The sequence below is a fragment of the Dyella subtropica genome (genome assembly GCF_026283965.1).
Lineage (GTDB): Bacteria > Pseudomonadota > Gammaproteobacteria > Xanthomonadales > Rhodanobacteraceae > Dyella_D > Dyella_D subtropica.
Genome location: NZ_JAPDPD010000014.1, coordinates 64,475 through 87,574, shown reverse-complemented (window position 1 = coordinate 87,574; position 23,100 = coordinate 64,475). Strand labels below are relative to the sequence as shown.

At 64.1% G+C, this 23,100-nt stretch carries 28 protein-coding genes, 1 tRNA gene and 1 other RNA gene; 19 read left to right on the top strand and 11 right to left on the bottom strand.

Annotated features, from left to right (window positions below):
* Nucleotides 1-43: 43 nt before the first annotated feature.
* The 5 genes from mlaD to OUZ45_RS13610 all read right to left on the bottom strand — a co-directional run bounded on the left by mlaD (nt 44) and on the right by OUZ45_RS13610 (nt 4,179).
* Nucleotides 44-916 (bottom strand): outer membrane lipid asymmetry maintenance protein MlaD, encoded by an 873-nt coding sequence (gene mlaD, locus OUZ45_RS13630; RefSeq protein WP_266170665.1) that lies wholly within the window; start codon nt 914-916, stop codon nt 44-46.
* Nucleotides 917-987: 71 nt separating this feature from the next.
* A complete protein-coding gene (mlaE, locus tag OUZ45_RS13625; RefSeq protein WP_266170664.1) occupies nt 988-1,761 on the bottom strand; it encodes a lipid asymmetry maintenance ABC transporter permease subunit MlaE in 774 nt (257 codons plus the stop codon).
* Nucleotides 1,758-2,591, bottom strand: a complete 834-nt coding sequence (locus OUZ45_RS13620; RefSeq protein WP_266170663.1) for an ABC transporter ATP-binding protein — start codon at nt 2,589-2,591, stop codon at nt 1,758-1,760. Before OUZ45_RS13620 ends, mlaE begins: the two co-directional genes overlap by 4 nt.
* Before the next feature lie 89 nt (nt 2,592-2,680).
* The gene (gene gmk, locus OUZ45_RS13615) at nt 2,681-3,322 is read right to left on the bottom strand and encodes a guanylate kinase (RefSeq protein WP_266170662.1); all 642 of its coding nucleotides are present in this window, start codon (nt 3,320-3,322) and stop codon (nt 2,681-2,683) included.
* The gene (locus tag OUZ45_RS13610; RefSeq protein WP_266170661.1) at nt 3,319-4,179 is read right to left on the bottom strand and encodes a YicC/YloC family endoribonuclease; all 861 of its coding nucleotides are present in this window, start codon (nt 4,177-4,179) and stop codon (nt 3,319-3,321) included. Before OUZ45_RS13610 ends, gmk begins: the two co-directional genes overlap by 4 nt.
* An 85-nt stretch (nt 4,180-4,264) precedes the next feature.
* On the opposite strand from OUZ45_RS13610, the gene rph reads away from it, so the two are divergent.
* From rph to cydX, 11 genes are all read left to right on the top strand, one after another.
* A complete protein-coding gene (gene rph, locus OUZ45_RS13605) occupies nt 4,265-4,996 on the top strand; it encodes a ribonuclease PH (RefSeq protein WP_266170660.1) in 732 nt (243 codons plus the stop codon).
* A gap of 2 nt (nt 4,997-4,998) precedes the next feature.
* Entirely contained in the window at nt 4,999-5,517 is a 519-nt protein-coding gene (locus tag OUZ45_RS13600) for a GNAT family N-acetyltransferase (RefSeq protein WP_266170659.1), read from the top strand.
* Nucleotides 5,518-5,520: 3 nt separating this feature from the next.
* Complete coding sequence (rdgB, locus tag OUZ45_RS13595; protein ID WP_266170658.1) at nt 5,521-6,138, top strand: RdgB/HAM1 family non-canonical purine NTP pyrophosphatase; 618 nt, start codon at nt 5,521-5,523, stop codon at nt 6,136-6,138.
* A 3-nt stretch (nt 6,139-6,141) separates the two neighbouring features.
* Complete coding sequence (gene hemW, locus OUZ45_RS13590; protein ID WP_266170657.1) at nt 6,142-7,308, top strand: radical SAM family heme chaperone HemW; 1,167 nt, start codon at nt 6,142-6,144, stop codon at nt 7,306-7,308.
* A gap of 147 nt (nt 7,309-7,455) precedes the next feature.
* Complete coding sequence (locus tag OUZ45_RS13585) at nt 7,456-9,690, top strand: DUF1631 family protein (protein WP_266170656.1); 2,235 nt, start codon at nt 7,456-7,458, stop codon at nt 9,688-9,690.
* The gene (locus OUZ45_RS13580; protein WP_266170655.1) at nt 9,687-10,049 is read left to right on the top strand and encodes a PilZ domain-containing protein; all 363 of its coding nucleotides are present in this window, start codon (nt 9,687-9,689) and stop codon (nt 10,047-10,049) included. Before OUZ45_RS13585 ends, OUZ45_RS13580 begins: the two co-directional genes overlap by 4 nt.
* 91 nt (nt 10,050-10,140) lie before the next feature.
* Nucleotides 10,141-11,463, top strand: a complete 1,323-nt coding sequence (pepQ, locus tag OUZ45_RS13575; protein ID WP_266170654.1) for a Xaa-Pro dipeptidase — start codon at nt 10,141-10,143, stop codon at nt 11,461-11,463.
* Nucleotides 11,464-11,669: 206 nt separating this feature from the next.
* The gene (gene cydP, locus OUZ45_RS13570) at nt 11,670-11,897 is read left to right on the top strand and encodes a cytochrome oxidase putative small subunit CydP (RefSeq protein WP_266170653.1); all 228 of its coding nucleotides are present in this window, start codon (nt 11,670-11,672) and stop codon (nt 11,895-11,897) included.
* Nucleotides 11,897-13,465, top strand: a complete 1,569-nt coding sequence (locus tag OUZ45_RS13565) for a cytochrome ubiquinol oxidase subunit I (RefSeq protein ID WP_266170719.1) — start codon at nt 11,897-11,899, stop codon at nt 13,463-13,465. The genes cydP and OUZ45_RS13565 overlap by 1 nt, the downstream gene beginning before the upstream one ends.
* Nucleotides 13,466-13,475: 10 nt before the next feature.
* Nucleotides 13,476-14,606 (top strand): cytochrome d ubiquinol oxidase subunit II, encoded by a 1,131-nt coding sequence (gene cydB / locus OUZ45_RS13560; protein ID WP_266170652.1) that lies wholly within the window; start codon nt 13,476-13,478, stop codon nt 14,604-14,606.
* Between the two features lie 16 nt (nt 14,607-14,622).
* Nucleotides 14,623-14,754 (top strand): cytochrome bd-I oxidase subunit CydX, encoded by a 132-nt coding sequence (gene cydX, locus OUZ45_RS13555; RefSeq protein ID WP_266170651.1) that lies wholly within the window; start codon nt 14,623-14,625, stop codon nt 14,752-14,754.
* Nucleotides 14,755-14,790: 36 nt separating this feature from the next.
* Here cydX and OUZ45_RS13550 read toward each other — a convergent pair whose 3' ends face one another.
* Together OUZ45_RS13550 and OUZ45_RS13545 are read right to left on the bottom strand one after the other, a co-directional pair.
* Nucleotides 14,791-16,143 (bottom strand): aminopeptidase P N-terminal domain-containing protein, encoded by a 1,353-nt coding sequence (locus OUZ45_RS13550; RefSeq protein WP_266170650.1) that lies wholly within the window; start codon nt 16,141-16,143, stop codon nt 14,791-14,793.
* Nucleotides 16,098-16,667: a UPF0149 family protein gene (locus OUZ45_RS13545; protein ID WP_266170649.1), complete on the bottom strand. Its 570-nt coding sequence runs from the start codon at nt 16,665-16,667 to the stop codon at nt 16,098-16,100. Before OUZ45_RS13545 ends, OUZ45_RS13550 begins: the two co-directional genes overlap by 46 nt.
* Nucleotides 16,668-16,768: 101 nt before the next feature.
* On the opposite strand from OUZ45_RS13545, the gene OUZ45_RS13540 reads away from it, so the two are divergent.
* From OUZ45_RS13540 to rpiA, 6 genes are all read left to right on the top strand, one after another.
* Nucleotides 16,769-17,008, top strand: a complete 240-nt coding sequence (locus OUZ45_RS13540; RefSeq protein WP_266170648.1) for a TIGR02449 family protein — start codon at nt 16,769-16,771, stop codon at nt 17,006-17,008.
* Between the two features lie 8 nt (nt 17,009-17,016).
* Nucleotides 17,017-17,322: a cell division protein ZapA gene (locus tag OUZ45_RS13535; RefSeq protein ID WP_266170647.1), complete on the top strand. Its 306-nt coding sequence runs from the start codon at nt 17,017-17,019 to the stop codon at nt 17,320-17,322.
* Nucleotides 17,323-17,329: 7 nt separating this feature from the next.
* Nucleotides 17,330-17,516: non-coding RNA, 6S RNA (gene ssrS, locus OUZ45_RS13530), on the top strand.
* A gap of 104 nt (nt 17,517-17,620) precedes the next feature.
* Entirely contained in the window at nt 17,621-18,241 is a 621-nt protein-coding gene (locus OUZ45_RS13525) for a 5-formyltetrahydrofolate cyclo-ligase (protein WP_266170646.1), read from the top strand.
* Nucleotides 18,238-18,690 carry an EVE domain-containing protein gene (locus tag OUZ45_RS13520; protein ID WP_266170645.1) on the top strand — a complete coding sequence of 151 codons (453 nt, stop codon included), beginning with the start codon at nt 18,238-18,240 and terminating at the stop codon, nt 18,688-18,690. The genes OUZ45_RS13525 and OUZ45_RS13520 overlap by 4 nt, the downstream gene beginning before the upstream one ends.
* A gap of 28 nt (nt 18,691-18,718) precedes the next feature.
* Nucleotides 18,719-19,360 carry a ribose-5-phosphate isomerase RpiA gene (gene rpiA / locus OUZ45_RS13515; protein ID WP_266170644.1) on the top strand — a complete coding sequence of 214 codons (642 nt, stop codon included), beginning with the start codon at nt 18,719-18,721 and terminating at the stop codon, nt 19,358-19,360.
* Nucleotides 19,361-19,409: 49 nt separating this feature from the next.
* On the opposite strand, the gene OUZ45_RS13510 is transcribed toward rpiA, so the two are convergent.
* From OUZ45_RS13510 to rplM, 4 genes are all read right to left on the bottom strand, one after another.
* Nucleotides 19,410-19,694 carry a hypothetical protein gene (locus tag OUZ45_RS13510; protein ID WP_266170643.1) on the bottom strand — a complete coding sequence of 95 codons (285 nt, stop codon included), beginning with the start codon at nt 19,692-19,694 and terminating at the stop codon, nt 19,410-19,412.
* A 305-nt stretch (nt 19,695-19,999) separates the two neighbouring features.
* Nucleotides 20,000-20,073: transfer RNA gene (locus OUZ45_RS13505), tRNA-Gln, on the bottom strand.
* A gap of 99 nt (nt 20,074-20,172) precedes the next feature.
* Nucleotides 20,173-20,565: a 30S ribosomal protein S9 gene (gene rpsI / locus OUZ45_RS13500; protein WP_266170642.1), complete on the bottom strand. Its 393-nt coding sequence runs from the start codon at nt 20,563-20,565 to the stop codon at nt 20,173-20,175.
* Nucleotides 20,566-20,574: 9 nt separating this feature from the next.
* On the bottom strand, nt 20,575-21,003 hold the full coding sequence (rplM, locus tag OUZ45_RS13495) for a 50S ribosomal protein L13 (protein WP_266170641.1): 429 nt from the start codon (nt 21,001-21,003) through the stop codon (nt 20,575-20,577).
* A 131-nt stretch (nt 21,004-21,134) separates the two neighbouring features.
* Between rplM and OUZ45_RS13490 the strand changes: the two genes are divergently transcribed.
* Both OUZ45_RS13490 and coq7 read left to right on the top strand, forming a co-directional pair.
* Nucleotides 21,135-22,340: a (Fe-S)-binding protein gene (locus tag OUZ45_RS13490; RefSeq protein ID WP_266170640.1), complete on the top strand. Its 1,206-nt coding sequence runs from the start codon at nt 21,135-21,137 to the stop codon at nt 22,338-22,340.
* Nucleotides 22,341-22,351: 11 nt separating this feature from the next.
* Nucleotides 22,352-22,993 (top strand): 2-polyprenyl-3-methyl-6-methoxy-1,4-benzoquinone monooxygenase, encoded by a 642-nt coding sequence (gene coq7 / locus OUZ45_RS13485; protein ID WP_266170639.1) that lies wholly within the window; start codon nt 22,352-22,354, stop codon nt 22,991-22,993.
* Nucleotides 22,994-23,100 lie beyond the last annotated feature (107 nt).

Sequence of the window (23,100 nt, the reverse complement as noted above, 5' to 3'; positions counted from 1 at the left end):
CTCCTGGAAGATCGGCCTGGTATCAGCCTTGGGGAAGGCCGGCTCAATGCTTGCCGGCCGGGGGATTGGACGCGCTGGCGTTGTCGGCGGGCTTCTTGTCGCTTGGTGAGCCATTGACCAGGAACTTGCCGATCAGGTCTTCGAGCTGCAGGGCCGATTGGGTCAACACCAACTCATCGCCGCTCTTGAGCATGTCCGGCGAGCCGCCGGGCTGGATCGCAACATACTGCGTACCGATCAAACCGCTGGTGAACACTGCAGCGGCCGAATCGTCGGGGATCTGGCTGTATTTCTTGTCGATCGCCAGCACCACCTCGGCATCCAGCTTGACCGGATCGGCCCTCACCGACTGCACGCTGCCAATGGCCACACCGGCCATCTTCACCGGCGCACCCGCGGAGAGCGCGCCGACATTGGTGAAGCGCGCCTTGACCGTATAGCTGCCTGAAAGATTGTCCGCCGCACCGCCGGCACCAAAGAACTTGCCGAGCATTTCCTCCAACTGCTGCGCCGGGCGGGTCAGCCCCAGGGTGCTGCCGTCGGCGACGATCTTCGTCGAGTTGCCGTACTGGATGCCCACGTACTGGTCGCCAAGCAGACCACTGGTGAAGATCGTCGCAACGGAGTCCTCGGGAATCTTGTCGTAGCGCTTGTCGATGGACAGCTTCACATCGGCTGTCTCCTTACCCGGATCGAGCACGATCGACTGCACCTGGCCGATACGCACACCCGCCACTTTCACCGGCGCACGCTCCTTGAGCTGGCCGATATTGGCGAAGTGCGCCTCGATCGTGTAACTCGGGCCGCGACTAGTGTTGGCCACGGAGGTGGTCTGGGTGGCGAGATAACCGAGCGCGGTGAAACCGAGCACGATAAACAGGCCGGTGCCGACGGCATAGGATGGTCTCTGACTCACGGCACGATCCTCAAAAAGTGGTTGGAAAATGTCGTCATGGGGGTCGCCATGGGAGTGCTCACATCAGGCACTCACATCAGGAATGCGGTGAGCACGAAGTCGAGCGCCAGGATGGCGATCGACGAGGCCACCACAGTACGTGTGGTGGCATAGGCCACACCTTCGCTGGTCGGCGGCGTGGTGTAGCCCTGGAACACGGCAATCAAGGAGACCACGGCGCCGAACACCACGCTCTTCCACAGCACGCCGTTGATCACATCCTTCACCAGTTCGACCGTAGCCGTCATGTTCGACCAGAACGTGCCGTTGTCGATGCCCAACCAGCTCACACCGACCAGATGGCCACCGAAGATGCCCAGCGCGCAGAATACGCAGCACAGCAGTGGCATGGCGACCACGCCTGCGAGAAAGCGCGGCACGGCGACGTAGGCGATGGGATCAACCGCCATCATCTCCATCGCGGCAATTTGATCAGTGGCGCGCATCAGACCGATTTCCGCAGTCACCGAGGTGCCCGCGCGGCCTGCGAACAGCAGCGCGGTCACCACCGGCCCCAGCTCGCGATAGATCGCGATCGCCACCACCGTGCCGGTGGCCGAGGTCCCGCCGAAGATCGACAGCACGTCATACAGCTGCAGGCCCAGCACCATGCCCACGAACAGGCCGCAGACCATGATGATGATCAAGCTCATCGCACCGACAAACCACAGCTGGCGAATCGTCTCGCGAGAATGCTTCAGGCTACGGGGGATGGCGGCCAGAATCTGCAGCAGGAACAGGGCGCAGTCGCCGATCTGGCTCAGCGATCGGATGACGATGTTGTCGCGTGCCAGTTGCGCGTTCATGCGCCCCCCTTGAAGCCGAGCGAGGTGGCGTAATCGCCCGCTGGGTATTGGAACGGCACCGGGCCATCGGCCTCGCCGCCAAAGAATTGCCGTGTCCACGGCGAGCCATCGCTGGCGATGGTCTTGGGGTCGCCGTGCGCGACGACCTTGCCGTTGGCAATCAGGTAAACGTGGTCGGCCACCTGCTGCACCGCCGCCAGCTCGTGCGCCACCAGCACACTAGTGATACCCAGCGTCTGATTGAGCGTACGGATCAGCTTGAGCACCTGGTTCAGCGCGATCGGATCGAGGCCGACGAAGGGCTCGTCGTAAAGAATCAGCATGGGATCGAACACGATCGCGCGCGCCAGCGCCACGCGCCGCGCCATGCCGCCGGACAGCTCGGTTGGCATCAGCCGCGCGGCACCGCGCAGGCCCACCGCCTGCAGCTTGGTCAACACGATGTTGCGGATCAGCACCTCAGGCAATTCGGTGTGCTGACGCAGCGGGAACGCGACGTTCTCGAATACGTCGAAGTCGGTCAGCAGCGCTGAGTTCTGAAACAGATAGCCGATGCGCTCGCGCAGCTCGAACAGTTGCTCGCGTGTCAGCGCCTGTACGTTCTGCCCATCCACCGACACGTCGCCGGCCTGGCCGCGCATCTGTCCGGTGATGTGCTTGAGCAAGGTGGTCTTGCCGGTGCCGCTGGGGCCCATGATGGCGGTGACCTTGCCGCGCGGAATGTCCAGATCCAGCGCATCGAAGATGGTCTTGCCGTTGAGCACCGTGGTCAGGCCACGGACGCGCACGATGGCGCTGTCATCGGGCTTGGCGCGAACGGAGTCAGTCATGGGCGAAGCTGCCAGGTGAAAGACAACCAAAGTAGCCGAAGACGGCCGCGAAGGCTACGCAAGGCGCCCTGCCGCTGCTTGGCAAGGGTTCAGGCCAGCAGCTCCGCGATCAGCGCCTCGTGGCGCCGCCACTGCAGGCCACTGCGCTGACGCACGGCACGCACGATGGATTGCAGGTCGCCCAGTGCATCTTCGAAGCGGTCGTTGACGATGATGTAGTCGAACTCGTCCGCGTGGGCGATCTCTTCGCGCGAATTATGCAGACGGCGCTCGATCACCTCGGCACTGTCCGAAGCCCGTCCGCGCAGGCGCCGCTCCAGCTCCAACCGCGACGGCGGCAGGATAAACACGCTGACGCAATCCGGCTTGCTCTTGCGGATCTGTCGCGCGCCCTGCCAGTCGATCTCCAGCAGCACGTCCTTACCCTGACACAGCAACTCCGCCACGGTGGTGCGTGAGGTGCCGTAAAGGTTGCCGTGCACTTCGGCGTGCTCGAGGAAGATGCCCTCGGCAATCTCGCGCTCGAACTCGGTACGCTCGACAAAGTAGTAGTGCCGGCCGTACTGCTCGCCTGGGCGAGGCGGACGCGTGGTGTGCGAGACAGACAGCGAAATCGCAGGCTCGCGCTCAAGCAGCGCGTTGACCAAGGTGGACTTGCCCGCACCCGAAGGCGCGGCCACCACGAACAAGGTGCCTTCCAGTGATTGGGCCTCGGGTACGGGCGTACTCATTCGATGTTCTGTACCTGCTCGCGCATCTGCTCGATCAGCACCTTCAGCTCCACCGCTGCATTGGTGCTGCGCGGGTCCACCGACTTGGAGCCGAGCGTGTTCGCCTCTCGGTTGAACTCCTGCATCAAAAAGTCCAGACGGCGACCCACGGGCTCCTTCAAACCCAGCACGCGGCGGGCCTCGGCGATATGGGCGGTGAGACGGTCCAACTCCTCGTCCACGTCGACGCGGGTGATCTGCATCACCAGTTCCTGTTCCAGGCGACCAGGATCAGCAGGCTGTTTTAGATCAGCCAAGCGCGTTTCCAGCCGGGTACGCAGACCCTCACGGATCTGCGGCATCCAGCCGCGCACGTCGGCGACGATGCGCTCGATGCCGTCCAGGCGCTCCTTCAGCAGATCGGCCAGCTTGGCGCCTTCGCGCTCACGTGTGGCGGTGAGAGCATCAAGGGCGTCATCGAGCACGCCGAACAATGCGGCTTGGAGTTCGTCCTGATCCACCTCGGCCTGCTGCATCACACCGGGAAAACGCAACAGCTCGGTGAGCTCGATGCTAAGCCTCGGAAAGCGCGACTCTAGATCCAGCGACAGCTCAGACAGTCGCGTCAACACGGTCTGATTGACTTGCAGCGCATCGCCGCGCGCCTCGCTGCGCAGACGCACCGTGAGGTCCAGCTTGCCGCGCGACAGCTTTGCGGCAATACGTTCGCGCAAGGCGGACTCGAAGCTGCGCAAGTCGTCGGGCAGGCGCGGGCTCAGTTCCAGGTAGCGGTGGTTCACCGTGCGCAGCTCACAGCTGAGCGTGCCAACGGGGCCGGTGGACTCGGCAAAGGCGTAGGCGGTCATGCTGCGAATCATGGAAAAACCCTGCCGCGGGCGGCTTGAAAGGGCGCAATGGTAAACTCTCCCACCCTGCCTTGCCCAATCCAGGCCTCCGCATCCCATGAATTCCCCTATCCGCCCCAGCGGCCGCGCCAGCGACCAGCTGCGCACAGTCACCATTGAGCGCCACTACACCCGCCATGCCGAAGGCTCGGTGCTGGTCAGCTTCGGCGACACCAAGGTGCTCTGCACCGCCAGCATCGAAGACCGCGTGCCACCGTGGCTGCGCGGCAAGGGCGAAGGCTGGGTTACCGCGGAATACGGCATGCTGCCCCGCGCCACCAACACCCGCATGCAGCGCGAAGCCGCGCGCGGCGGCCAAGGCGGCCGCACCATGGAAATCCAGCGCCTGATCGGCCGCAGCCTGCGCGCCTGCGTGGACCGCCAGGCCCTGGGCGAGCGCGTCATCACCCTCGACTGCGACGTGATCCAGGCCGACGGCGGCACCCGCACGGCGGCCATCACCGGTGCCTACGTGGCCCTGGTCGACGCTGTGAATCTGCTGATGAAGCGCGAGAACCTGCGCCGCAACCCGGTGTTCGGCGCCGTAGCGGCCGTATCGGTAGGTATCTACCAGGGTGTGCCCGTGCTGGACCTCGACTACGCCGAGGATTCCAACTGCGACACGGATATGAACGTCGTCATGAACGACGGCGGCGGCTTCATCGAGGTGCAGGGCACGGCCGAAGGCCATGCTTTCCGTCGCGACGAAATGGACACCCTGCTGGCCCTGGCCGAAAAGGGCGTCGTCGAACTGGTCGCCGCGCAACGCGCCGCGCTCGCCCAGAGCTGACCATGCCCCTGCTGATCCGCCGTCCCCGCCCCGATCCCGACGATCTCAATGAGATCCTCGTCGTCCACCGTGCGGCTTTCGGGCGCGAGGACGAGGCGCGGCTGGTGGAGCAGCTACATGCTTCCCGCCGCAACACGTTCGAGCTGCTCGCCGAACAGAATGGCGAAGTCGTCGCGCACGTCCTGTTCTCGCCCATCCGCATCGAGCACGGCGACGACGCCCAGGCGCTGGGTCTGGCGCCGATGGCGGTGACACCGGCGTTGCAACGCCGCGGCATAGGCACGGCGCTGATCCGCGAAGCGTTGCTAGCTTTGACTGTCAGCTCATTTCGCGCGGTCGTTGTGCTTGGCGATCCCGCGTACTACGGCCGTTTCGGTTTCACACCCGCCTCCAGCTTCGACCTGCAAGACACCTATGGCGGCGGCGATGCGTTCATGGCGCTGGCCCTTTGTGAAAACGGCTTGCAGGGCTATCGCGGCCAGGTCGACTACGCCCCCGAATTCGCCAACCTCACCGACTAAGCCATGTCACACACCGCCAAGTCACACCTCGTTCTCGCCAGCAGCAACCGCGGCAAACTTGCCGAATTCAACGACCTGTTCGCCGACAGCGGCTTCGACGTCGTCACACAAGGCAGCCTGGGCGTCGACGACGTGGAGGAAACCGGCCTCACCTTCGTCGAGAACGCTTTGCTGAAAGCACGCAACGCCTCGCGCATCACCGGCATGCCCGCGCTGGGCGACGACTCCGGCCTGTGCGTGACGCATCTGCGTGGTGCACCCGGCCTGTACTCGGCACGCTACAGCGGCACCCACGGCGACGCCTCGGCCAACAACGCGAAGCTGCTGCGCGAACTGGAGGGCCTGCCCACCGAACAGCGCGGCGCCTTCTTCATCTGCGTGCTGGTGCTGGTGCAGCACGCCGACGATCCGGCACCGCTGATCGCCGAAGGCCGCTGGCACGGTCATGTACTCACTGAACAGCGCGGCGCGCAGGGTTTCGGCTACGACCCACTATTCCTTCCGGACGGCCAGACGTCCAGCGCAGCCGAACTCGAATCGTCCCTGAAAAACCGTCTCAGCCATCGCGGCAAGGCACTCGTTGCCTTGCATGCGCAACTGGCCGAACTGCGCCACGACTGAATCATGCCGCTGATCGCACCACCGCTGTCGCTGTACGTCCACATGCCATGGTGCGTGAAGAAATGCCCGTACTGCGATTTCAACTCGCACGGTCTGCGTAGCGACCCGCCGCCGTATGCGCTCTACACCGAGCTGTTGCTGGCCGACCTGGACGCCGATCGCGTCGATTTCGGCGACGCACTGGAAGGCCGCACGGTACAGAGCATCTTCTTCGGCGGCGGCACGCCCAGCTTGTTCGCTCCCGAACTGATCGACCGCTTCCTCGATGGCGTACGCGAGCGTCTGCCACTGGCCGATGGCGCCGAGATCACCCTGGAGACCAACCCCGGCACGGTCGAGCACGGCCGTTTCGACGGCTATCTTGCCGCGGGGGTGAACCGCCTTTCGTTCGGTATCCAGAGTTTCGACGACGACAAGCTCAAGCGCCTGGGCCGCATCCATTCCGCCAGCGAGGCGGAAACGGCGGTGAAGTCGGCGCAGGACGCCGGCTACGACAACTTCAATCTCGACCTGATGTACGCGCTGCCGGAGCAGTCGCTAGAAGGCGCCTTGGCCGACGTGGAGCGCGCCATCGCGCTTCAGCCGACGCACATCTCGCACTACCAGCTCACCCTGGAACCGAACACCGCCTTTGCGGCCAACCCGCCGCCGTTGCCCGACGACGATCACGCCTGGGCTATGCAGGAGGCCTGCGAACAACGGCTGGCGGACGCCGGCTACGGTCAGTATGAGATCTCGGCCTATGCCCGCCCCGGCCGGCGCTGCGTGCACAATCTCAACTACTGGCAGTTCGGTGACTATCTCGGCATCGGCGCCGGAGCACACGGCAAGCTCAGCGATGCCACCGACGGCAGTGTGCGCCGGCGCTGGAAGGCCCGGCACCCGCGCACCTGGCTCGACGCCGCGGGTGGCCCCGGTCGCATCGGCGGTGACAACCCCGTCGCTGACGACGAGCTACCGTTCGAATACATGCTCAATGCGCTGCGCCTGGTCGACGGCGTGCCGATGGCCGAGTTCAGCGAGCGCACCAGCCTGCCACTGGACCGCATCGCCCCGGCGCTTGCCGCAGCCCGCCAGCGAGGCTGGCTCACCACGGACCCGCTGCGCCTGCAAACCACCGCCCTGGGGCAGCGCTTCCTCAACGACGTCATCGCCAGCTTCCTCGGCTGAACCAGGGATGCTCTGATCTATTCGACGCAGGCGAGCTGACACAGCGGTGACGCCTAGGTTGAATAGATCAGAGCATCCCTAACCATGGCGAGCTACCCCGAACAGGCATAGACTGCCGCCACCCCCGGGGAACGACAGGATCCAGCCATGGATGTCGAGCACCAGGATAGCCGCCAGCCACTTGCGTCCAGCCGAGGTGACCGCCTCGACAACCCGCGGTGGTCTCCGCGCGCGCGCCGGCTGATCGAGGAGGTTCACACCTTCTGCTTGGATTGGCTGGCGCCGCCGCTTCGGCGCGGCCTTGCGGACCTTGAGCGGCGATTTTACGCGCACGCTATGCAATCCCGTGACCCATTGGAACAGCAACGCTTCCTGGTGATCCGGGGGCGCCTGCAGAGCGAGCAGGAGCTGTTCGAGCGGCGCTTCATGGCCGACCTGCGTGATCGCTTCCGCCGGATGGGCGAGGACCCCGTCGAGCCGGTCGCCGCCGAGCCGGTCAGCCTGACGCTGGAGCTGCTGGACGAGACCGCCCACGAACAAGGCGCGGCGCTGGAGAAAATCATTGCGCGCGGTGAAGCCCGCAACAGCCTGGCGTTGCACGAACTCGGCTATCGCATGGCCGTGCTGGTCGGCGTGCCGCCGCTGGAAGGCGAGGATCTGCCCTTAGGCCCCCAGGCGCTGGCCTGCGCCTTCCGCGAGGCGGGTGATGCGTTGCAGATCCCTGGCGACCACGGCCTGTTGATGCTGGAGAGCTTCGAGCACGCGGTGATCCAGGAACTCAACCCACTGTACGAAACCATCAATGAGCTCCTGCGCGGCGACGGCATCTTGCCGCGATTGCGCGCATTCCCGGTGACTCAGCTGAGCATCGATCGCGGCAACGCCACGGCGCCCGATGTGACGACCGCCGCCGCCGAGCCCACCACCGGCGCGGCGCACGGCGACAACATCGCCGTGCTGGAAACGCTGCGCAACCTGCTTGCGCAGCGCCGCACCGGCCTGGGGGGCTGGTCGCTGGTCGACGGTGGCCGCACCGCCAGCCTCGACGAACTGCAGGAAGCGCTCAACGCCCTGCAACTACATCTGACCAGCCTCGCCGGCCGTGCCGGCAATGAGCAGCGCAGCGCACACCGCCTGCACAACGAGCTGCTGATGCAGCTCAACGCCGGCCACATCGACCCCGAGACGCACACTCACCTGTCGAAGGAACACAGCGACATGGTGGAGTTGGTCGGCCTATTGTTCGAGCAAATCAGGCAACAACTGCACGGCAGTGCCAGCGCCCATACTCTGCTCAGCGGCCTGGAACTGCCACTGTTGCGCCTGGTCGTGGCCGATCACAGCTTCTTCGACCAGCGTGAACACCCGGCACGCCAACTGCTTTCTACCGTGGGCGACGTGGTCAACGAATGGCTGAGCGGCCCTGAAGGCGAAGAGGACCGTGTCCTGGCCGGCAAACTGGCCCAGTGGATCGCGCACGCGCGGCTGCAACAGCCCAGCGAAGCCCTCTACGCCAACCTGCTCAGCGATGTCGAAGGCCGCATCGAGCAGCTGAACTGCAAGGCGCAGGCCGCCGAACGCCTCCATGTCGAAGCCATGCAGGGGCGCGAGCGACTGGAGCAGGCCCGCCAGCGTGCTGCCGGCCTGATGGCGGAGCGCTTCAAACAAACCCCTCCGCGAGGCCTGCTGCGCACCTTGCTGGAGCGCGCGTGGTCGGACGTGCTCGCACTGACTTTGCTGCGCCACGGCGAAGAGAATGAGGTCTTCACAGCCCGCCTGCAGATCACCGATCAACTGCTCGGCACCATACCCGTCCATGATCGCCTACAGCTGCAACTGGACATCGAAAACGGACTGCAGCAGATCGGCATGCATGGCGACGAAGCCGCCCAGGTCGCGCTGCGCCTGCTCACCTTGCCGCAGGACGAGCAGGAGACGGGCGAGGAGCCCGACACCGACAAGCTGGCGTTGAAGCTCGAGCAGCACCAGCGCCTTGGCGAACGGCAAGCCTGCGAATCGACTATGCCGCAGGCGCCGCAACTGGAAGATCACGAACAACGCATCCATGACCGGCTGTGCCAGCTGCCACCGGGGGCGTGGTTTGAATTCGCCGATCCGGACAGCAGCAAGACGACGCGACTCAAGCTGGCGTGGTTCTCGCCGGTCTCCGACAACGCACTGTTTGTCACTCGCCGGGGCACGCGCGCCGGCGAAAAGACGCTGCGACAGCTAGCTCGCGAGATCGCCAGCAACCAGGCGCGCGCGGTGCCGCCCGAACGCGAGACCCTGCTCGATCGCGCCTGGGCTGCGCTCACCAGCAACCTACGGCGAGCCGCGCATTTGCAGTCCGACAACCTGCATCCCGGAGCCGATGGATCATGAGCGCCAACAGCACCGCCATCGATCAACGCCGCGCCCAACGCAAGCGCGTCGACTTCACTGCCGTAGTGACCAACGTCATCACCGGTCAGCCCATGGCTTACCTTGGCAATCTGTCGATCACCGGCATGCTGCTGATCAGCACCGAGCCGCCAAGAAGCGACGCGGTCTACCAGGTCAGCGTCGGCCTGCCCGGCCTGGGCAGCGGACTACAAGCGATCGAACTCGGCATCCAGGTGCAATGGCAGACCACTGCGGCCAGTCCCGGCCAAATCTGGGCTGGCTATCGCATCATCGCGATCACCAACGACGATGCCGCATTGCTCAACAGCTGGCTGGAGCTTCCCGGCTCCTACGTCTAAAGCTGCCCACGTCTAAAGCTGGCAGCGTCGCTGCGGGCGCGCGATGATTCGCGTTTCGGCGCGGAACGCGCCGCCTAGTCAGGAACCTCGCATGACCGATCGCCTCGCCCCGCTCTACCCGCAGCACATGGCCACCCTGCGCGAGCGCGCGGACAAGGCACTGGCCCTCGGTGGCTTCGATCACCTGGTGATTGCCGCCGGCACTCCGCCGGGCAAATTCCTCGACGACCAACACTACCCATTCGTTGCCAGCCCGCATTTTCGCCATTGGCTACCGCTCACCGACGCGCCCGGCAGCTGGATCGTACATACGCCAGGGCGTAAGACGCGGCTGGTGTTCCTGCAGCCACACGACTACTGGCACGTGGCGCCGGAAGCGCCGAACGGCTACTGGGTGGAACATTTCGATATCACGGTCGTGCGCACTGCCGCCGAAGCCGTCGCCCAGCTGCCCGGCGCCGAAACGCGCCGCGCGGTGATCGCACCCGAATGCCCTGTCGTCGCAGGTGCCGAGGCGAACAACCCGCAAGCGGTCGTCGACTACCTGCACTATCACCGCTCGTACAAGACCCCTTACGAACTGGAACTGATGCGCCAGGCGAGCCGTATCGGTGCCCGCGCGCACCGCGCCGCGGAACAGGCATTTCGCGATGGCGCCAGCGAGCTGGGCATTCACCAGGCCTACCTCGCTGCTGCCGGCGCTATCGATGCCGAACTGCCCTACGCCAGCATTGTCGGCCTCAACGAACACGGTGCCGTGCTGCACTACACCCATTTCGACCGGCAGCCGCCGACGACAAGCCGCTCGTTCCTTATCGACGCCGGCGCCAGCGCGGCTGGTTACGCCAGCGACATCACTCGCACATATGCCGCCGCCGGTCACACCGAATTCCAGGCGCTGATCAATAGCGTGGAAACCGCGCAGCTCGGTTTCGTCGCCAAAGTGCGCACCGGGCAGAGCTATCCGGAACTGCACATCCACGCCCATCACGTACTAGCCAATGTGCTGCGTGAGCATGGGTTGATCCGCATGAGCGCGGAGAGTGCAGTGGCATCCGGCGTCACCGCCGCGTTCTTCCCGCACGGCCTGGGCCATCCGATCGGTTTGCAGGTGCATGACGTCGCCGGTTTCCAGCAGAGCGAAAGCGGCGGCAGCATTCCGCGTCCGGCCGGGCATCCCTACCTGCGCATGACGCGGGTGCTGGAGCCGGGCATGGTGGTCACCATCGAGCCGGGCCTGTACTTCATCGACATGCTGCTCGACGAACTGCGCGACAAGCCGTTCGCGGGCGACATCGATTGGAACAAAGTGAACGTCTTCCGCCCCTACGGCGGTATCCGCATCGAAGACGATGTGATGTGCACCGATGGCGCACCAGAAAATTTGACGCGGGATGCGTTTGCTTTGCTCTAACGCAGAGTGTTGAACATGCGGCCCCAGTGTGGGGCCGCATCGCCCTTCGAGCCGTTCACGGCAAGCGTATCGAAAGCGATTGAGCAACCGCTCACGATAGCTCCAGGTCAACCGCCTGCGTCACTCCGCCACTGCGGCATTGCTTCGCGCGACATCGACATATCCCGAGCGTATCCTGCCTCGCAGCTGATGCAGGGGAACACCGGATGTCCATGCCGCTTACCCAATCCAACAGCACCTCGCACGAAAGTCGGCAGCTTCGTCGACTGGCTCGCAAGTTGATTCTTATCGTCATCGCCAAGATCGCGTTACTCACGCTGATCTGGTGGATCGCCATCGCTCCACACCCCCGCCCCGATACCCGCCCGGTCGCCATCGAGCATCTGCTCGCTCCAGCCGCCTCATCTTCCGCTGCGCACAAAGGTCATCCATGATCATCGATGCCGATGTCGTCACCCTGTCACGCCTGCAATTTGCACTGACAGCGCTTTATCACTTTCTTTTCGTACCACTCACGCTGGGCTTGGTGTGGATGCTCGCCATCATGGAGAGCGTTTACGTGATGACCGGACGCGAAGTGTGGAAGCGCATGACCCAGTTCTGGGGCGTGCTGTTCGGCATCAACTTCGCGATGGGTGTCGCCACCGGCGTCACCATGGAGTTCCAGTTCGGCATGAACTGGGCTTACTACGCGCACTACGTGGGCGATGTGTTCGGTACGCCACTGGCGATCGAAGGCTTGATGGCGTTCTTCCTGGAGGGCACGCTGGTTGGCCTGTTCTTCATGGGCTGGAAGCGCATCTCCAGAGTGAAGCACTTGCTGGTCACCTGGTTCCTCGCACTGGCTACCAGTCTTTCCGCGCTGTGGATTCTGATCGCCAACGGCTGGATGCAGAACCCGGTGGGCTCAGCCTTTAACGCCGAAACCATGCGTATGGAAGTCACCTCCTTCAGCGAGGTGATGTTCAACCCGGTGGCCCAAGCCAAGTTCGTGCACACGGTGAGTGCCGGTTACGTGATGGGTGCGATGTTCGTGCTCTCCATCAGCGCCTGGTATCTGCTGCGCGGACGCAATGTGGATTTTGCCAAGCGTTCGATGACAGTCGCGGCCAGCTTCGGTCTCGCCGCGGCGCTTTCCGTGGTGGTGCTGGGTGACGAGTCGGGTTATGCCGTTTCCGAAAACCAGAAAATGAAGATGGCCGCAATCGAGGCGATGTGGGAGACCGAACCGGCTCCCGCCTCGTTCACCGTGTTCGGCATTCCCGATGTGCAGAACCGCACTACGCATTACGCGCTGCGGCTGCCGTGGGTGATGGGCCTGATCGGCACACGCTCTATCGACAAACCTATTCCCGGCATCACCAACCTGATCGAGGAAACCAAGGGCAAGATCGACAACGGCATCCAGGCGTATGACGCCATGCTGGTGTTGCGTGCAGACAAAAACAATGCGCAGGCCAAGGCGATTCTCGCGGCGCATGACAAGGATCTCGGCTACGCGCTGCTGCTGAAGCACTTCATCGACGATCCGCGCCAGGCCACGCCGGCGGACATCCAGAAGGCCGCGGACAGCACCATTCCCAACGTGCCGGTACTGTTCTGGGCGTTCCGCGTCATGGTGGCCTGTGGCTTCTACTTCATCGCGCTATTCGCGTATTCGTTCTGGCTAGCCAGCAAGCGCAAGCTCGACGACAAGCGCTGGTATCTCAAGCTCGCCTTGTGGAGCCTGCCGCTGCCGTGGGTAGCCGCGGAACTGGGTTGGATCGTGGCCGAGTACGGCCGCCAGCCGTGGGCGATCGAAGGCATCTTGCCGACAGCGCTTGGTGTGTCGTCAGTGACCGCTGGCCAGGTATGGACGTCGCTCGGCGGCTTCGTGCTGTTCTACACCGCGCTGGCCGTGATCGATGCGACGCTGATGGTGAAGTTTGCGCGCAAGGGGCCGGATGGGCTCGGCCTATGGCCGACCACCGACTCGCCTTCCCTCGCTGCAGCCAAGGCCTGAGGAGAACATCATGTTCGACTACGACACCCTGCGGGTCATCTGGTGGGCCTTGCTCGGCATCCTGCTGATCGGCTTCGCCGTCATGGACGGTTTCGACTTCGGCATCGCCGCGCTGCTGCGTGTGCTGGGGCGCAACGATGAAGAACGCCTGGTCTTGCTGGAGACCATCGAGCCCACCTGGGAGGGCAACCAGGTGTGGTTCATCCTCGGCGGCGGCGCGGCCTTCGCTGCGTGGCCGATGCTCTATGCGGTGTCGTTCTCCGGCATGTACCTGGCGATCTGCCTGGTGCTGATCGCTTTTATATTGCGGCCGGTCGGCTTCAACTTCCGCGGCAAGATCCACGACCAGCGCTGGCGCAACCTGTGGGACTGGGTGCTGGTGGCATCCGGCGTGGTGGTGATGCTGATTTCCGGCGTGGCCTTCGGCAATCTGTTCCTTGGTGTGCCGTTCCAGTTCGACGGCGATCTGCGCATGAGCTGGCACGGTGGCTTCTTCGATCTGCTGCATCCATTCGCCCTGGCAGCCGGCCTGGTGTCGCTGAGCATGTTGCTTGCACACGGCGCCTGTTGGGCCGCGATGAAAGCCGACGAGACCATTGCGGTGCGCGCTGCCATATTCGCTCGCTGGTTCACGCTGATCTATGTGGTCGTGTACGTGCTCGCTGGCATCTGGCTGGCCTATGGCATACCTGGCTACGCCATCGTGGGGCCGACCGTGACCGGCGGCGTATCCAACCCGCTGTTCAAGGATGTGGCTCGCGGCAGCAGCTGGTTCGCCAGCTACCTGCAATATCCGTGGTTCTGGGCAGCACCGGTGCTGGCCCTGCTCGGCGCTGTGGGCGTGCAACTGACCGTCGGCAAGCGCGGCCTGGGCGGCTTTCTCAGCAGCAGCCTGATGGTGGTGGGCACCATCCTCTCGGCCGGCTTTGCATTGTTCCCGTTCCTGTTACCGTCCAGCCTCGACCCACGCTCCAGCCTCACCGTGTGGGACGCCTCATCCAGCCGCAGCACGCTGGGATTGATGCTCGGCGCCACGGCAATCTTCATGCCGCTGATCATCCTCTACACCAGCTGGGTCTATCGTGTACTGCGCGGGCGCGTGACGCTCGAGCATGTTCGCGACTCCAGCCACACCTACTGAGCGGAGCACTCTGACCATGTGGTACTTCTCCTGGATTCTCGGTCTCGGCCTCGCCTGCGCTTTCGGCATTCTCAATGCGATGTGGTACGAGGTGCATGCTTCAGATGAAGCGCATCGCAAGGCCGAATCGCAGGACACCGATCACTGAAACGAAACGGCCCGCAGGCGACGGTGGCGCGATGGCTCAACGCCGCGAAAGCAAGTCTTCGATTTCTTCCGGCTGTTTGGGCACCGCGGCCGTCAGCACTTCGTTACCCTCGCGCGTTACCGCCACATCATCTTCGATGCGTATGCCGATGCCACGCCAGCGCTCGGCCACCGAACGTTCATTCACGGGCACATAGATACCCGGCTCCACCGTCACCACCATGCCCGGCTCCAGCAAACGCGGCTCGCCGTCGACGCGATAGTCGCCCACGTCATGTACATCCAGACCCAGCCAATGCCCGGTCTTGGCCGGAAAGAAATGCTTGTAGCTACCCTCGGCGATGGCGGTGTCGGCATCACCCTTGAGCAGGCCGAGCGAGCACAGGCCTTCGGCAATCATCCGCACCGCGGCGTCATGCGCCGCACTGAACGACTGTCCTGGCCGCACTTCCTCAATGGCGGCCTGTTGCGCGGCCAGCACCACCTCGTAGAGCGCGCGCTGTTCGCGGCTATACCGCCCGCTGACGGGGAAGCTGCGACTGATGTCGGAGGCGTAGCAATCCAGTTCGGCGCCAGCGTCGATCAGCAATAGGTCACCATCGCGCAAAGGTGCGCGATTGGCCTGGTAGTGCATTACGCAGGCATTCGCGCCAGCGGCGACGATGGGCGGGAAGGCTGGCACGGCGCCGCGGCTGCGCATGACGCGCGTCAGTTCTGCTTCCACCTCGTATTCATGTCGTCCAGGCAGCGCGACCTGCATTGCGGCGAGGTGCGCCTCAGAGGCGATATCGGCGGAGGCGCGCATCAGCTTCAGTTCCGCGCGCGACTTGTACAGGCGCAGGTCGTGCAGCAGATGGCCGAGTGCGACGAATTCCTTGGGTACCACGCCGCCGCCGCGCAGCTGGCGCAACCGGCGCATCCAGCCGAGCAGGCGTGCGTCGAATTCCGGCTCGCGCCCGAAGTGGCAATAGACGCGCGCCCTGCCCTCGATCATGCCAGGCAGGATGTCGTCGATGTCATCGATGGGAAACGCATCGTCCATGCCGTGCTCGCTGACCGAGCGCTCGGTACCGATGGACTCACCGTGCCAACGCTCGTGTTCGGCGTCACGCTCGCGACAGAACAGCACCGCCTCGCCGTGCTGTCGACCCGGCAGCAGGGCCAGCACAGCATCCGGTTCGGGAAAACCGGACAGGTAGTGCAGATCCGAGTCCTGCCGGTACGGCCAGGTGGCGTCTGCGTTGCGGATGCGCTCGGGTGCGGCAGCGACCAGCAATACCGCATCCTCGCCCGCCATCTTCATCAGCTGACGCCGACGGCGGGCGAACTCGTCAGGCAGGATATTCAATGCACCGTATCGCTGTTGGGCTTGTTGCGGCCGCCGACGCATTCGGCGTGCAGCAGCATGGCGCCGATGCGCACGAACTCGTGGACTTCAATCAGCGCATCTTCGTCTTCGGACTCGTTGCCCAACTCGAACTCGGAGCTGGCAATGGCAGCAAAGTCGCGCAGGATTTCCTGCGCTTCATCGGACAGCTTGCGCTGGGGCTCGGCGCCCACCAGCCCAAAGCCGCCCAGGAAACCGCGGCACCAATCCACGAGCGCCTCCGCGCGTTCGGCGAGCGGACGGTCGTCGGGGGGCAAAAGCGGCTCGAAGCCGAGCTCAGGATCGGCCAGTTCCGCCTCGCTCTGACGGACAAGACCGTCCAGCATGGCCTGGTCATGCACCGACGGCTTGACCGGCTCATGGCCATCCAGCTGCAGCACCGCCAGCAGGGATTGCTTACCCAATCGACCGCCCCCTGAGAGATAGCCGCATAGGGAGCCATGCAGTTCGCTGGCGTCCACAGCCAGCTGCAGCCGCCGTGCGACACCGTCCAGGTCCTCATGGCCGATCAGCTCCATAGCCGTCATGGCAGTACTCCTCGAAGGGTAAGCGAGCAGTTTAATGCACTGTTTCGCAAAGCGCCGTAGAGCCTGCTGACTTCGCCAAACCTCCTGTTATAGTTCCCCGCATGAGCACGCCCGACCCCGTCAAGCCTGACCCCGTCAAGCAGGAAATCGCCGCGCTTGGCGAACAGCTCGATCGCCTGCTCGAGATGGTGCGCCGGCTCACCGAGGAAAACCGCAGCCTGCGGCATAGCCAGGAACAGCTGGCCAGCGAACGCGCCGGCCTGATGGCCCGCAACGAGCAGGCGCGCAGTCGCGTCGAGGCAATGATCCAGCGCCTGAAGGCGCTCGAGAACAACGGCTGAGTACCCTGATGAGCACCCCCAGTGAACCGGTCGCGCTGCGACTGATCGACCGCGAATTCCTGATCGCCTGCGCGCCGGAAGAACGCGAGGGCCTGCTCGAGTCGGCGGCTTACCTCGACCGCAAGATGCGTGAACTGCGTGCCAACGCCAAGACGCCAGGCTTCGATCGCCTGGCTGTGCTGGCGGCCATCAGCATCACTCATGAGTTCCTGGCGCTGCGCAAGCAGCACAGCGGTCATGACCAGGGCGTTAGCGACAGTTTGGCCGCCCTGCGTCGCAAGCTTGATGCCGCACTCGACGCACCACTAAAATAGTCCTCGGCGTTTACTGCGGTGTGCGCCAGCACACTCTTACATTTGCCTTGTTCCTAAATACGGCCCCGGGTCGGCTTTTCATCGGTTGTTGTGCATGTCCGCTGCGTGCGGAAAGCCTCGAGACCATGTGGCCCTCCCACCTGATCCATCGTGGATCAAGGTCGTTTGGTGGGTAGCGGCATCGCGGTTTACGCCACCTTTTTTTACCGCTACGGCCGAGTTTGTTCCGACATCGGCCGGGCCCGCGGAACCGCCCGCAGCAGCCGCTGCGGGCGTTCTCTTGAGGAGATGCGTCACCGTGGACGCCACCGCCCAGCGACGCGAACTACGCCAGCAGCTGGCCGAACGCCGTCGCGCACTGACGCCGCCGCAGCGCATGGCCGCTGCCCAGGGCCTGCGGCGCAGCCTCGAGCAGCTACCCGAATACCTCACCGACGTGCGCGTTGCCGGCTATTGGGCCAGCAACGGCGAGTTGCCGCTGAACCTCGTCATTCCGCCGCTGGCCGCGCGCGGCCAGCAATTCCTGCTGCCCGTGATGGGCCCGGAAACGCACCTGCGTTTCGCCCCCTGGCGATCCGGCGAAGACGTGCAGCCCAACCGCTTCGGCATCCCAGAACCAGTCTCGCCCACCGAGCTGCTTGAGCCTTTCCAACTTGATCTGGTGCTGGTTCCATTGCTCGCCTTCGACCGTCGCGGCCATCGGCTCGGCTACGGCGGCGGCTACTACGATCGCAGCTTTGCCTTCCTCAAGAAGCAGGCTCGACCCACTGAGCCGCTGCTGGTCGGTATCGGCTACGCCTTTCAGGAGCTACCGAAGATCGATGCGGCGCACTGGGACGTACAACTCGACTACATCGCTACCGACCAGGAACTGATCGACTGCCACGCCCCCGGCGCGGACGGAGAAGCCCACGCATGAACCACTGGCTGATGAAGTCCGAACCGGACGCCTTTTCCATCGACGACCTCAAGCGCAAGGGCCAGGAAGCTTGGGACGGCGTGCGCAATTACCAGGCGCGCAACTTCATGCGCGATGGCATGCGGGTCGGCGACAAGGTGTTCTTCTACCACTCCAACTGCGCCGAGCCAGGCATCGTCGGCGTCGCCGAAGTAGCGACCGACGCCTATCCCGACCCCAGCCAGTTCGATCCCAAGAGCAAGTACTTCGACGCCGCCAGTTCGCGCGACAACCCGCGCTGGATGCTGGTGGAAGTGAAGTTCGTAAAAAAGCTCAAGCGCACTATTACGCTGAAAGCACTGCAGGCCGATCCCGCCCTCGTCGAGATGCCGCTGGTGCGCAAGGGCAATCGTCTTTCAGTGATGCCGGTCGGCGCTGCCGAGTGGCGACACATCCTCACGCTCGAATGATTTTCTACCGATACCCGGAACCCACGCCATGAGCAACGCAAACGAGAAACGCCTGGCTGGCGAAGCCGCCATCCGCTACGTCGAGGACGGCGCCATCGTGGGCGTCGGCACTGGCTCCACCGTGGCGTTCTTCATCGACGCGCTGGCCGACCTGAAGGACCGCATCCAGGGCGCCGTTTCCAGCTCCGAGCAATCGACGGCACAGCTGAAGAAGCTTGGCATTCCCGTGCTCGATCTCAACGCCACCGGACCGCTCTCGCTCTATGTCGACGGCGCCGACGAATGCGACCCCTACAAGCGCCTGATCAAGGGCGGCGGCGCCGCGCTGACTCGCGAGAAAATCGTGGCCGCGGCGAGCGACAAGTTCGTGTGCATCATCGATTCGAGCAAGCGCGTGGACTTGCTTGGCAAGTTTCCGCTGCCGATCGAGGTGATTCCGATGGCGCGCAGCCTGATCGGTCGCGAGATCGTCAAGCGTGGCGGCCATCCGGTGTGGCGCGACGGCGTGGTCACCGACAACGGCAACTGGATCATCGACGTGCACGGCTGGCAGATTGCCGATCCCGTTGCGCTGGAGAAAGACCTCAATCAGATCCCGGGCATCGTCGCCGTCGGGCTGTTCGCTCAGCGCGCTGCCGATGTAGTGCTTATCGGTGATCGCGAGATGTAAGCAACTCCAGTCACGTCCGCCATCTCTGGCGGACGTGACGTCGAAAGACTTAGTGGATGGCGGCCTTGCTTATCGCCACCTGCGCTGCGAAAGCGCCGGAAACTGCATCACCTGCCTTCGCGTTGCTGAGCAGGGCGCCGTAGACGGCGCTCAGCTCAGCCTGTAGCTGCTTCTTTGCCGCAGCCGAAAGCACCCCATTCTTGGCCGGCCCCATCGGGACGATAACGTCCCACAGCGCGGGATTGCGCAGCGCCCCAAGAGCGGCGATGCCATATTTTTCGATCAGGCCCTCTAGCGTCAGGGCCTGGTTCGGAACCCTCTTTTGCGTAGCCATGTTTGCCTCCTTTTCGCGCACCATGCGCGGACGGCAATCGGAGACCTTACTCTGAGGGTGGGCGCATTAAATGTGACGGGATGGGAGCATCCGACCCGAAGGTGGGAGTTCCTCCACTTGGGCAGGCCTTCTCGAGCTTGCGGGACTAGGATTGTTGGTCCCATCCATGGGACCAACCCCCGCTTTGCGGGGGCCAGCGCTAGCGCGCTGTCCAACAAGTTCCAGACAAATTTGTCGAACGTGGGTCGTCTCCTGTCTCCCAGCCAAAAACAAAAGACCCGCCACTAGGGCGGGTCTTTTGTTTTTGGCTGGGAGACTAGGATTCGAACCTAGATAAACGGAGTCAGAGTCCGTTGTCCTACCGTTAGACGATCTCCCAATAACTCGCAGTGCGACGCGCTCTGACCTGGGGCGCCGTACTGTCGAAACGATTGCTCTCTGAGAAGCAGCTCCCCAAAGAGCCGCTCTCCAAGGAGAATTAACGCTTCGAGAACTGGGTAGCGCGACGTGCTTTGTGCAGACCGACTTTCTTACGCTCGACCTCACGGGCGTCGCGCGTCACGAAGCCAGCCTTGCGCAGCGGGGACTTCAGGCTTTCGTCATACTCGATCAGCGCGCGGGCGATGCCCAGGCGGATCGCGCCGGCCTGACCGGTGATGCCGCCACCGGCGACCGTCACCTTGATGTCGAACTTGTCAGTAGCTTCGATCAGTTCGAGCGGCTGGCGCACGATCATGCACGAGGTCTCACGACCGAAGAACTGCTCGAGAGTCTTGCCGTTGACAATGATCTCGCCCTTGCCCTTGCGCAGGAACACGCGGGCGGCGGAGGTCTTGCGGCGGCCGGTGCCGTAATTCTGCTGGATCGCCATGATGATTCCTTAGAGTTCCAGCGCCTGCGGCTGCTGTGCGGTATGCGGATGTTCGGCGCCGCCGTAGACCTTGAGCTTGCGGTACATGGCACGGCCCAGCGGGTTCTTCGGCAGCATGCCCTTCACGGCGATCTCGATCACGCGCTCGGGGTGGGTAGCCAGCAGGTCCTTCAGACTCGTGGTCTTCAGGTTGCCGACATAGCCGGTGAAACGGTGGTACTTCTTGTCGTCCAGCTTGGCACCCGTGACGGCCACCTTCTCGGCGTTGACCACGACGATGTAATCGCCGGTGTCGACGTGCGGGGTGAACTCCGGCTTGTGCTTGCCGCGCAGACGGCGGGCGATCTCGGTCGAAAGACGACCGAGCGTCTTGTCCGTGGCGTCGATCACGAACCAGTCGCGCTTGACGCTTTCCGGCTTGGCGCTGAACGTTTTCATTTCGGAATACCTAGTCTGCCGCCAAAGTGGCGGTTGGCATAATCGGTGGAGCAAAGGCGCGAGATGATAGCGGAGCTGTCATCTATCGCGCAAGCCCACCGACCGGCGGGCTGCGAGCTGGCGATGATAGCATGAACAATATGCTCGATGAAAAGCCCCCCATGCGCATTGCCGCACTGGCCGACCAATGCGTGCAGTGCGGTCTATGCCTGCCCGTTTGCCCCACCTATGCGCTGGATCGGAACGAGGCGGAATCACCCCGCGGCCGCATCGCCATCGCCGCCGCCCTGGCCCGGGAGCAGGTATCGGTCACCCCTGCGCTACGCCAGCATCTGGATCACTGCCTGGGCTGCTTGAACTGCGAAAAGGTATGCCCCGCCAACGTGCAGTATGGCGAGCTGCTGGTGGAAACGCGCGCCCTGCTCGGACCATCGCCGCAGCGACCGAGCCGGGAACTCGAACTCATCAGGCATCCGGCGCGCTGGCGGCGCCTCCGAAAGCTCGCCAAATGGGCTGGTTTCGCCTATTGGAAGCCCCTGCTCCAGAAACTCCTGTCGCCCCGCTCCCCTGTACGCGCCGCTCTGGCCCTGTGGCCGACGGAAGGCCTCCCCAAAGCGCCACGCCACGCCTCAACATCAAGCGACGCGCCGGAGATCGAGACCGTCGCCGTTTTCCCAGGCTGCATTGCCAGCGTCGAAGACGCCGAAGCCCAGCAGGCCGCCATCGTTTTGCTGCGTGCAGCTGGCTACCGGGTGATCGAGCTGCCAGCCTTCTGTTGCGGCGCCATGGATCTGCACGGCGGCGAGACTGAATCGGCCGAACAGGCAGCACGACAGGTGCGGGCCGCCTGGAAAGAGGCCGGCGCAAGCCATCTGGTTTCGATCACCCCCGGATGTATCGGCACACTGCGGCGCGCCCTCCCCGGCACACCAGTGACCGACCCAGTGACTTTGCTCGTCGCCCGCGCCGATCGCCTGTCGTTCCGCCCGCTACCAGAACATGTGGCGCTGCACCTGCCCTGCACCCAGATCAACGTAGCGCAGAGCGATGCAGCCCTTTTGCAATTGCTACAGCGAATACCCAGCCTGGACACCAAGGCGCTGCCGCAGCCGCCCCACTGCTGCGGCGCCGCCGGCAGCCATATGCTGGAGTTCCCGGAGCGCGCCGCCCGCCTTCGCGACGAGACCCTGCGGCAGGTCGCCACCTTGGCGCCGCAACGACTGTTGTCGTCCAATATCGGTTGCCGACTGCATCTTGCTGCCGGCATGAATGACGCGGGTCACCGCTGGCCGCATCAGCATCCGCTCGTGCTGCTTGCGCAACAACTGGAATCTTGATGGAGGCCGCCATGAACGCCCGCACCCTTTCACCCCTCGATCGACTGCTGATCGGCTTGGATCGCGCACTGCAGACCGTCGCCGGCAGCCCCGAGGCCGCGCGCCCATCCCCCGCCGCCGATATCGATGAAGCCGACATGGATGACGCCGAACGCCGCCACGCCGCCGGCCTGATGCGCATCAACCACACCGGCGAGGTCTGCGCACAGGCGCTGTACGACGGCCAGGCCGCGCTGGCGCGCCGCGAAGCAAACCGCGAACACCTGCAGCACGCCGCCGCCGAGGAAACCGACCACCTCGCCTGGTGTGCCGACCGCCTGAAAGAACTGGATAGCCGCCCCAGCCTGCTCAACCCGCTGTGGTATGCCGGCAGCTACGCCATCGGCGCCCTTGCCGCGCTGGCCGGCGATCCAGTAAGCCTGGGCTTCGTGGTCGAGACCGAGCGCCAGGTCGAAGCGCATCTGGAGGAACACCTCGACAAGCTGCCGCCCCAGGACGAGCGCTCCCGCGCCGTGCTGGCACAGATGCAGGCCGATGAAATACGTCATGCCCGAAACGCGAAGGAACGCGGCGGCATCGACCTGCCGTTCCCCATCCCCTCACTGATGCACCTGAGCTCACTGGTGATGAAAACAGTGGCTTACAGGCTGTGAGCGGCGGCCTTGCCGCCTTGTGAGCAAGTGAGTTGGCCGCGTTGCGGCCTCGAGTGAGTCAATGCTCACTTACTCCTTACGCCTAACCGCCCGCGCAGCGGCCCCTA

Excerpts from the sequence above, each read along its gene's own strand:
- mlaE (WP_266170664.1), bottom strand. The coding sequence starts at position 1,761 with ATGAACGCGCAACTGGCACGCGACAACATCGTCATCCGATCGCTGAGC.
- OUZ45_RS13620 (WP_266170663.1), bottom strand. The coding sequence starts at position 2,591 with ATGACTGACTCCGTTCGCGCCAAGCCCGATGACAGCGCCATCGTGCGC.
- gmk (WP_266170662.1), bottom strand. The coding sequence starts at position 3,322 with ATGAGTACGCCCGTACCCGAGGCCCAATCACTGGAAGGCACCTTGTTC.
- OUZ45_RS13610 (WP_266170661.1), bottom strand. The coding sequence starts at position 4,179 with ATGATTCGCAGCATGACCGCCTACGCCTTTGCCGAGTCCACCGGCCCC.
- rph (WP_266170660.1), top strand. The coding sequence starts at position 4,265 with ATGAATTCCCCTATCCGCCCCAGCGGCCGCGCCAGCGACCAGCTGCGC.
- OUZ45_RS13600 (WP_266170659.1), top strand. The coding sequence starts at position 4,999 with ATGCCCCTGCTGATCCGCCGTCCCCGCCCCGATCCCGACGATCTCAAT.
- rdgB (WP_266170658.1), top strand. The coding sequence starts at position 5,521 with ATGTCACACACCGCCAAGTCACACCTCGTTCTCGCCAGCAGCAACCGC.
- hemW (WP_266170657.1), top strand. The coding sequence starts at position 6,142 with ATGCCGCTGATCGCACCACCGCTGTCGCTGTACGTCCACATGCCATGG.
- OUZ45_RS13585 (WP_266170656.1), top strand. The coding sequence starts at position 7,456 with ATGGATGTCGAGCACCAGGATAGCCGCCAGCCACTTGCGTCCAGCCGA.
- OUZ45_RS13580 (WP_266170655.1), top strand. The coding sequence starts at position 9,687 with ATGAGCGCCAACAGCACCGCCATCGATCAACGCCGCGCCCAACGCAAG.
- pepQ (WP_266170654.1), top strand. The coding sequence starts at position 10,141 with ATGACCGATCGCCTCGCCCCGCTCTACCCGCAGCACATGGCCACCCTG.
- cydP (WP_266170653.1), top strand. The coding sequence starts at position 11,670 with ATGTCCATGCCGCTTACCCAATCCAACAGCACCTCGCACGAAAGTCGG.
- cydB (WP_266170652.1), top strand. The coding sequence starts at position 13,476 with ATGTTCGACTACGACACCCTGCGGGTCATCTGGTGGGCCTTGCTCGGC.
- cydX (WP_266170651.1), top strand. The coding sequence starts at position 14,623 with ATGTGGTACTTCTCCTGGATTCTCGGTCTCGGCCTCGCCTGCGCTTTC.
- OUZ45_RS13550 (WP_266170650.1), bottom strand. The coding sequence starts at position 16,143 with ATGCGTCGGCGGCCGCAACAAGCCCAACAGCGATACGGTGCATTGAAT.
- OUZ45_RS13545 (WP_266170649.1), bottom strand. The coding sequence starts at position 16,667 with ATGACGGCTATGGAGCTGATCGGCCATGAGGACCTGGACGGTGTCGCA.
- OUZ45_RS13540 (WP_266170648.1), top strand. The coding sequence starts at position 16,769 with ATGAGCACGCCCGACCCCGTCAAGCCTGACCCCGTCAAGCAGGAAATC.
- OUZ45_RS13535 (WP_266170647.1), top strand. The coding sequence starts at position 17,017 with ATGAGCACCCCCAGTGAACCGGTCGCGCTGCGACTGATCGACCGCGAA.
- OUZ45_RS13520 (WP_266170645.1), top strand. The coding sequence starts at position 18,238 with ATGAACCACTGGCTGATGAAGTCCGAACCGGACGCCTTTTCCATCGAC.
- rpiA (WP_266170644.1), top strand. The coding sequence starts at position 18,719 with ATGAGCAACGCAAACGAGAAACGCCTGGCTGGCGAAGCCGCCATCCGC.
- OUZ45_RS13510 (WP_266170643.1), bottom strand. The coding sequence starts at position 19,694 with ATGGCTACGCAAAAGAGGGTTCCGAACCAGGCCCTGACGCTAGAGGGC.
- rpsI (WP_266170642.1), bottom strand. The coding sequence starts at position 20,565 with ATGGCGATCCAGCAGAATTACGGCACCGGCCGCCGCAAGACCTCCGCC.
- rplM (WP_266170641.1), bottom strand. The coding sequence starts at position 21,003 with ATGAAAACGTTCAGCGCCAAGCCGGAAAGCGTCAAGCGCGACTGGTTC.
- OUZ45_RS13490 (WP_266170640.1), top strand. The coding sequence starts at position 21,135 with ATGAACAATATGCTCGATGAAAAGCCCCCCATGCGCATTGCCGCACTG.
- coq7 (WP_266170639.1), top strand. The coding sequence starts at position 22,352 with ATGAACGCCCGCACCCTTTCACCCCTCGATCGACTGCTGATCGGCTTG.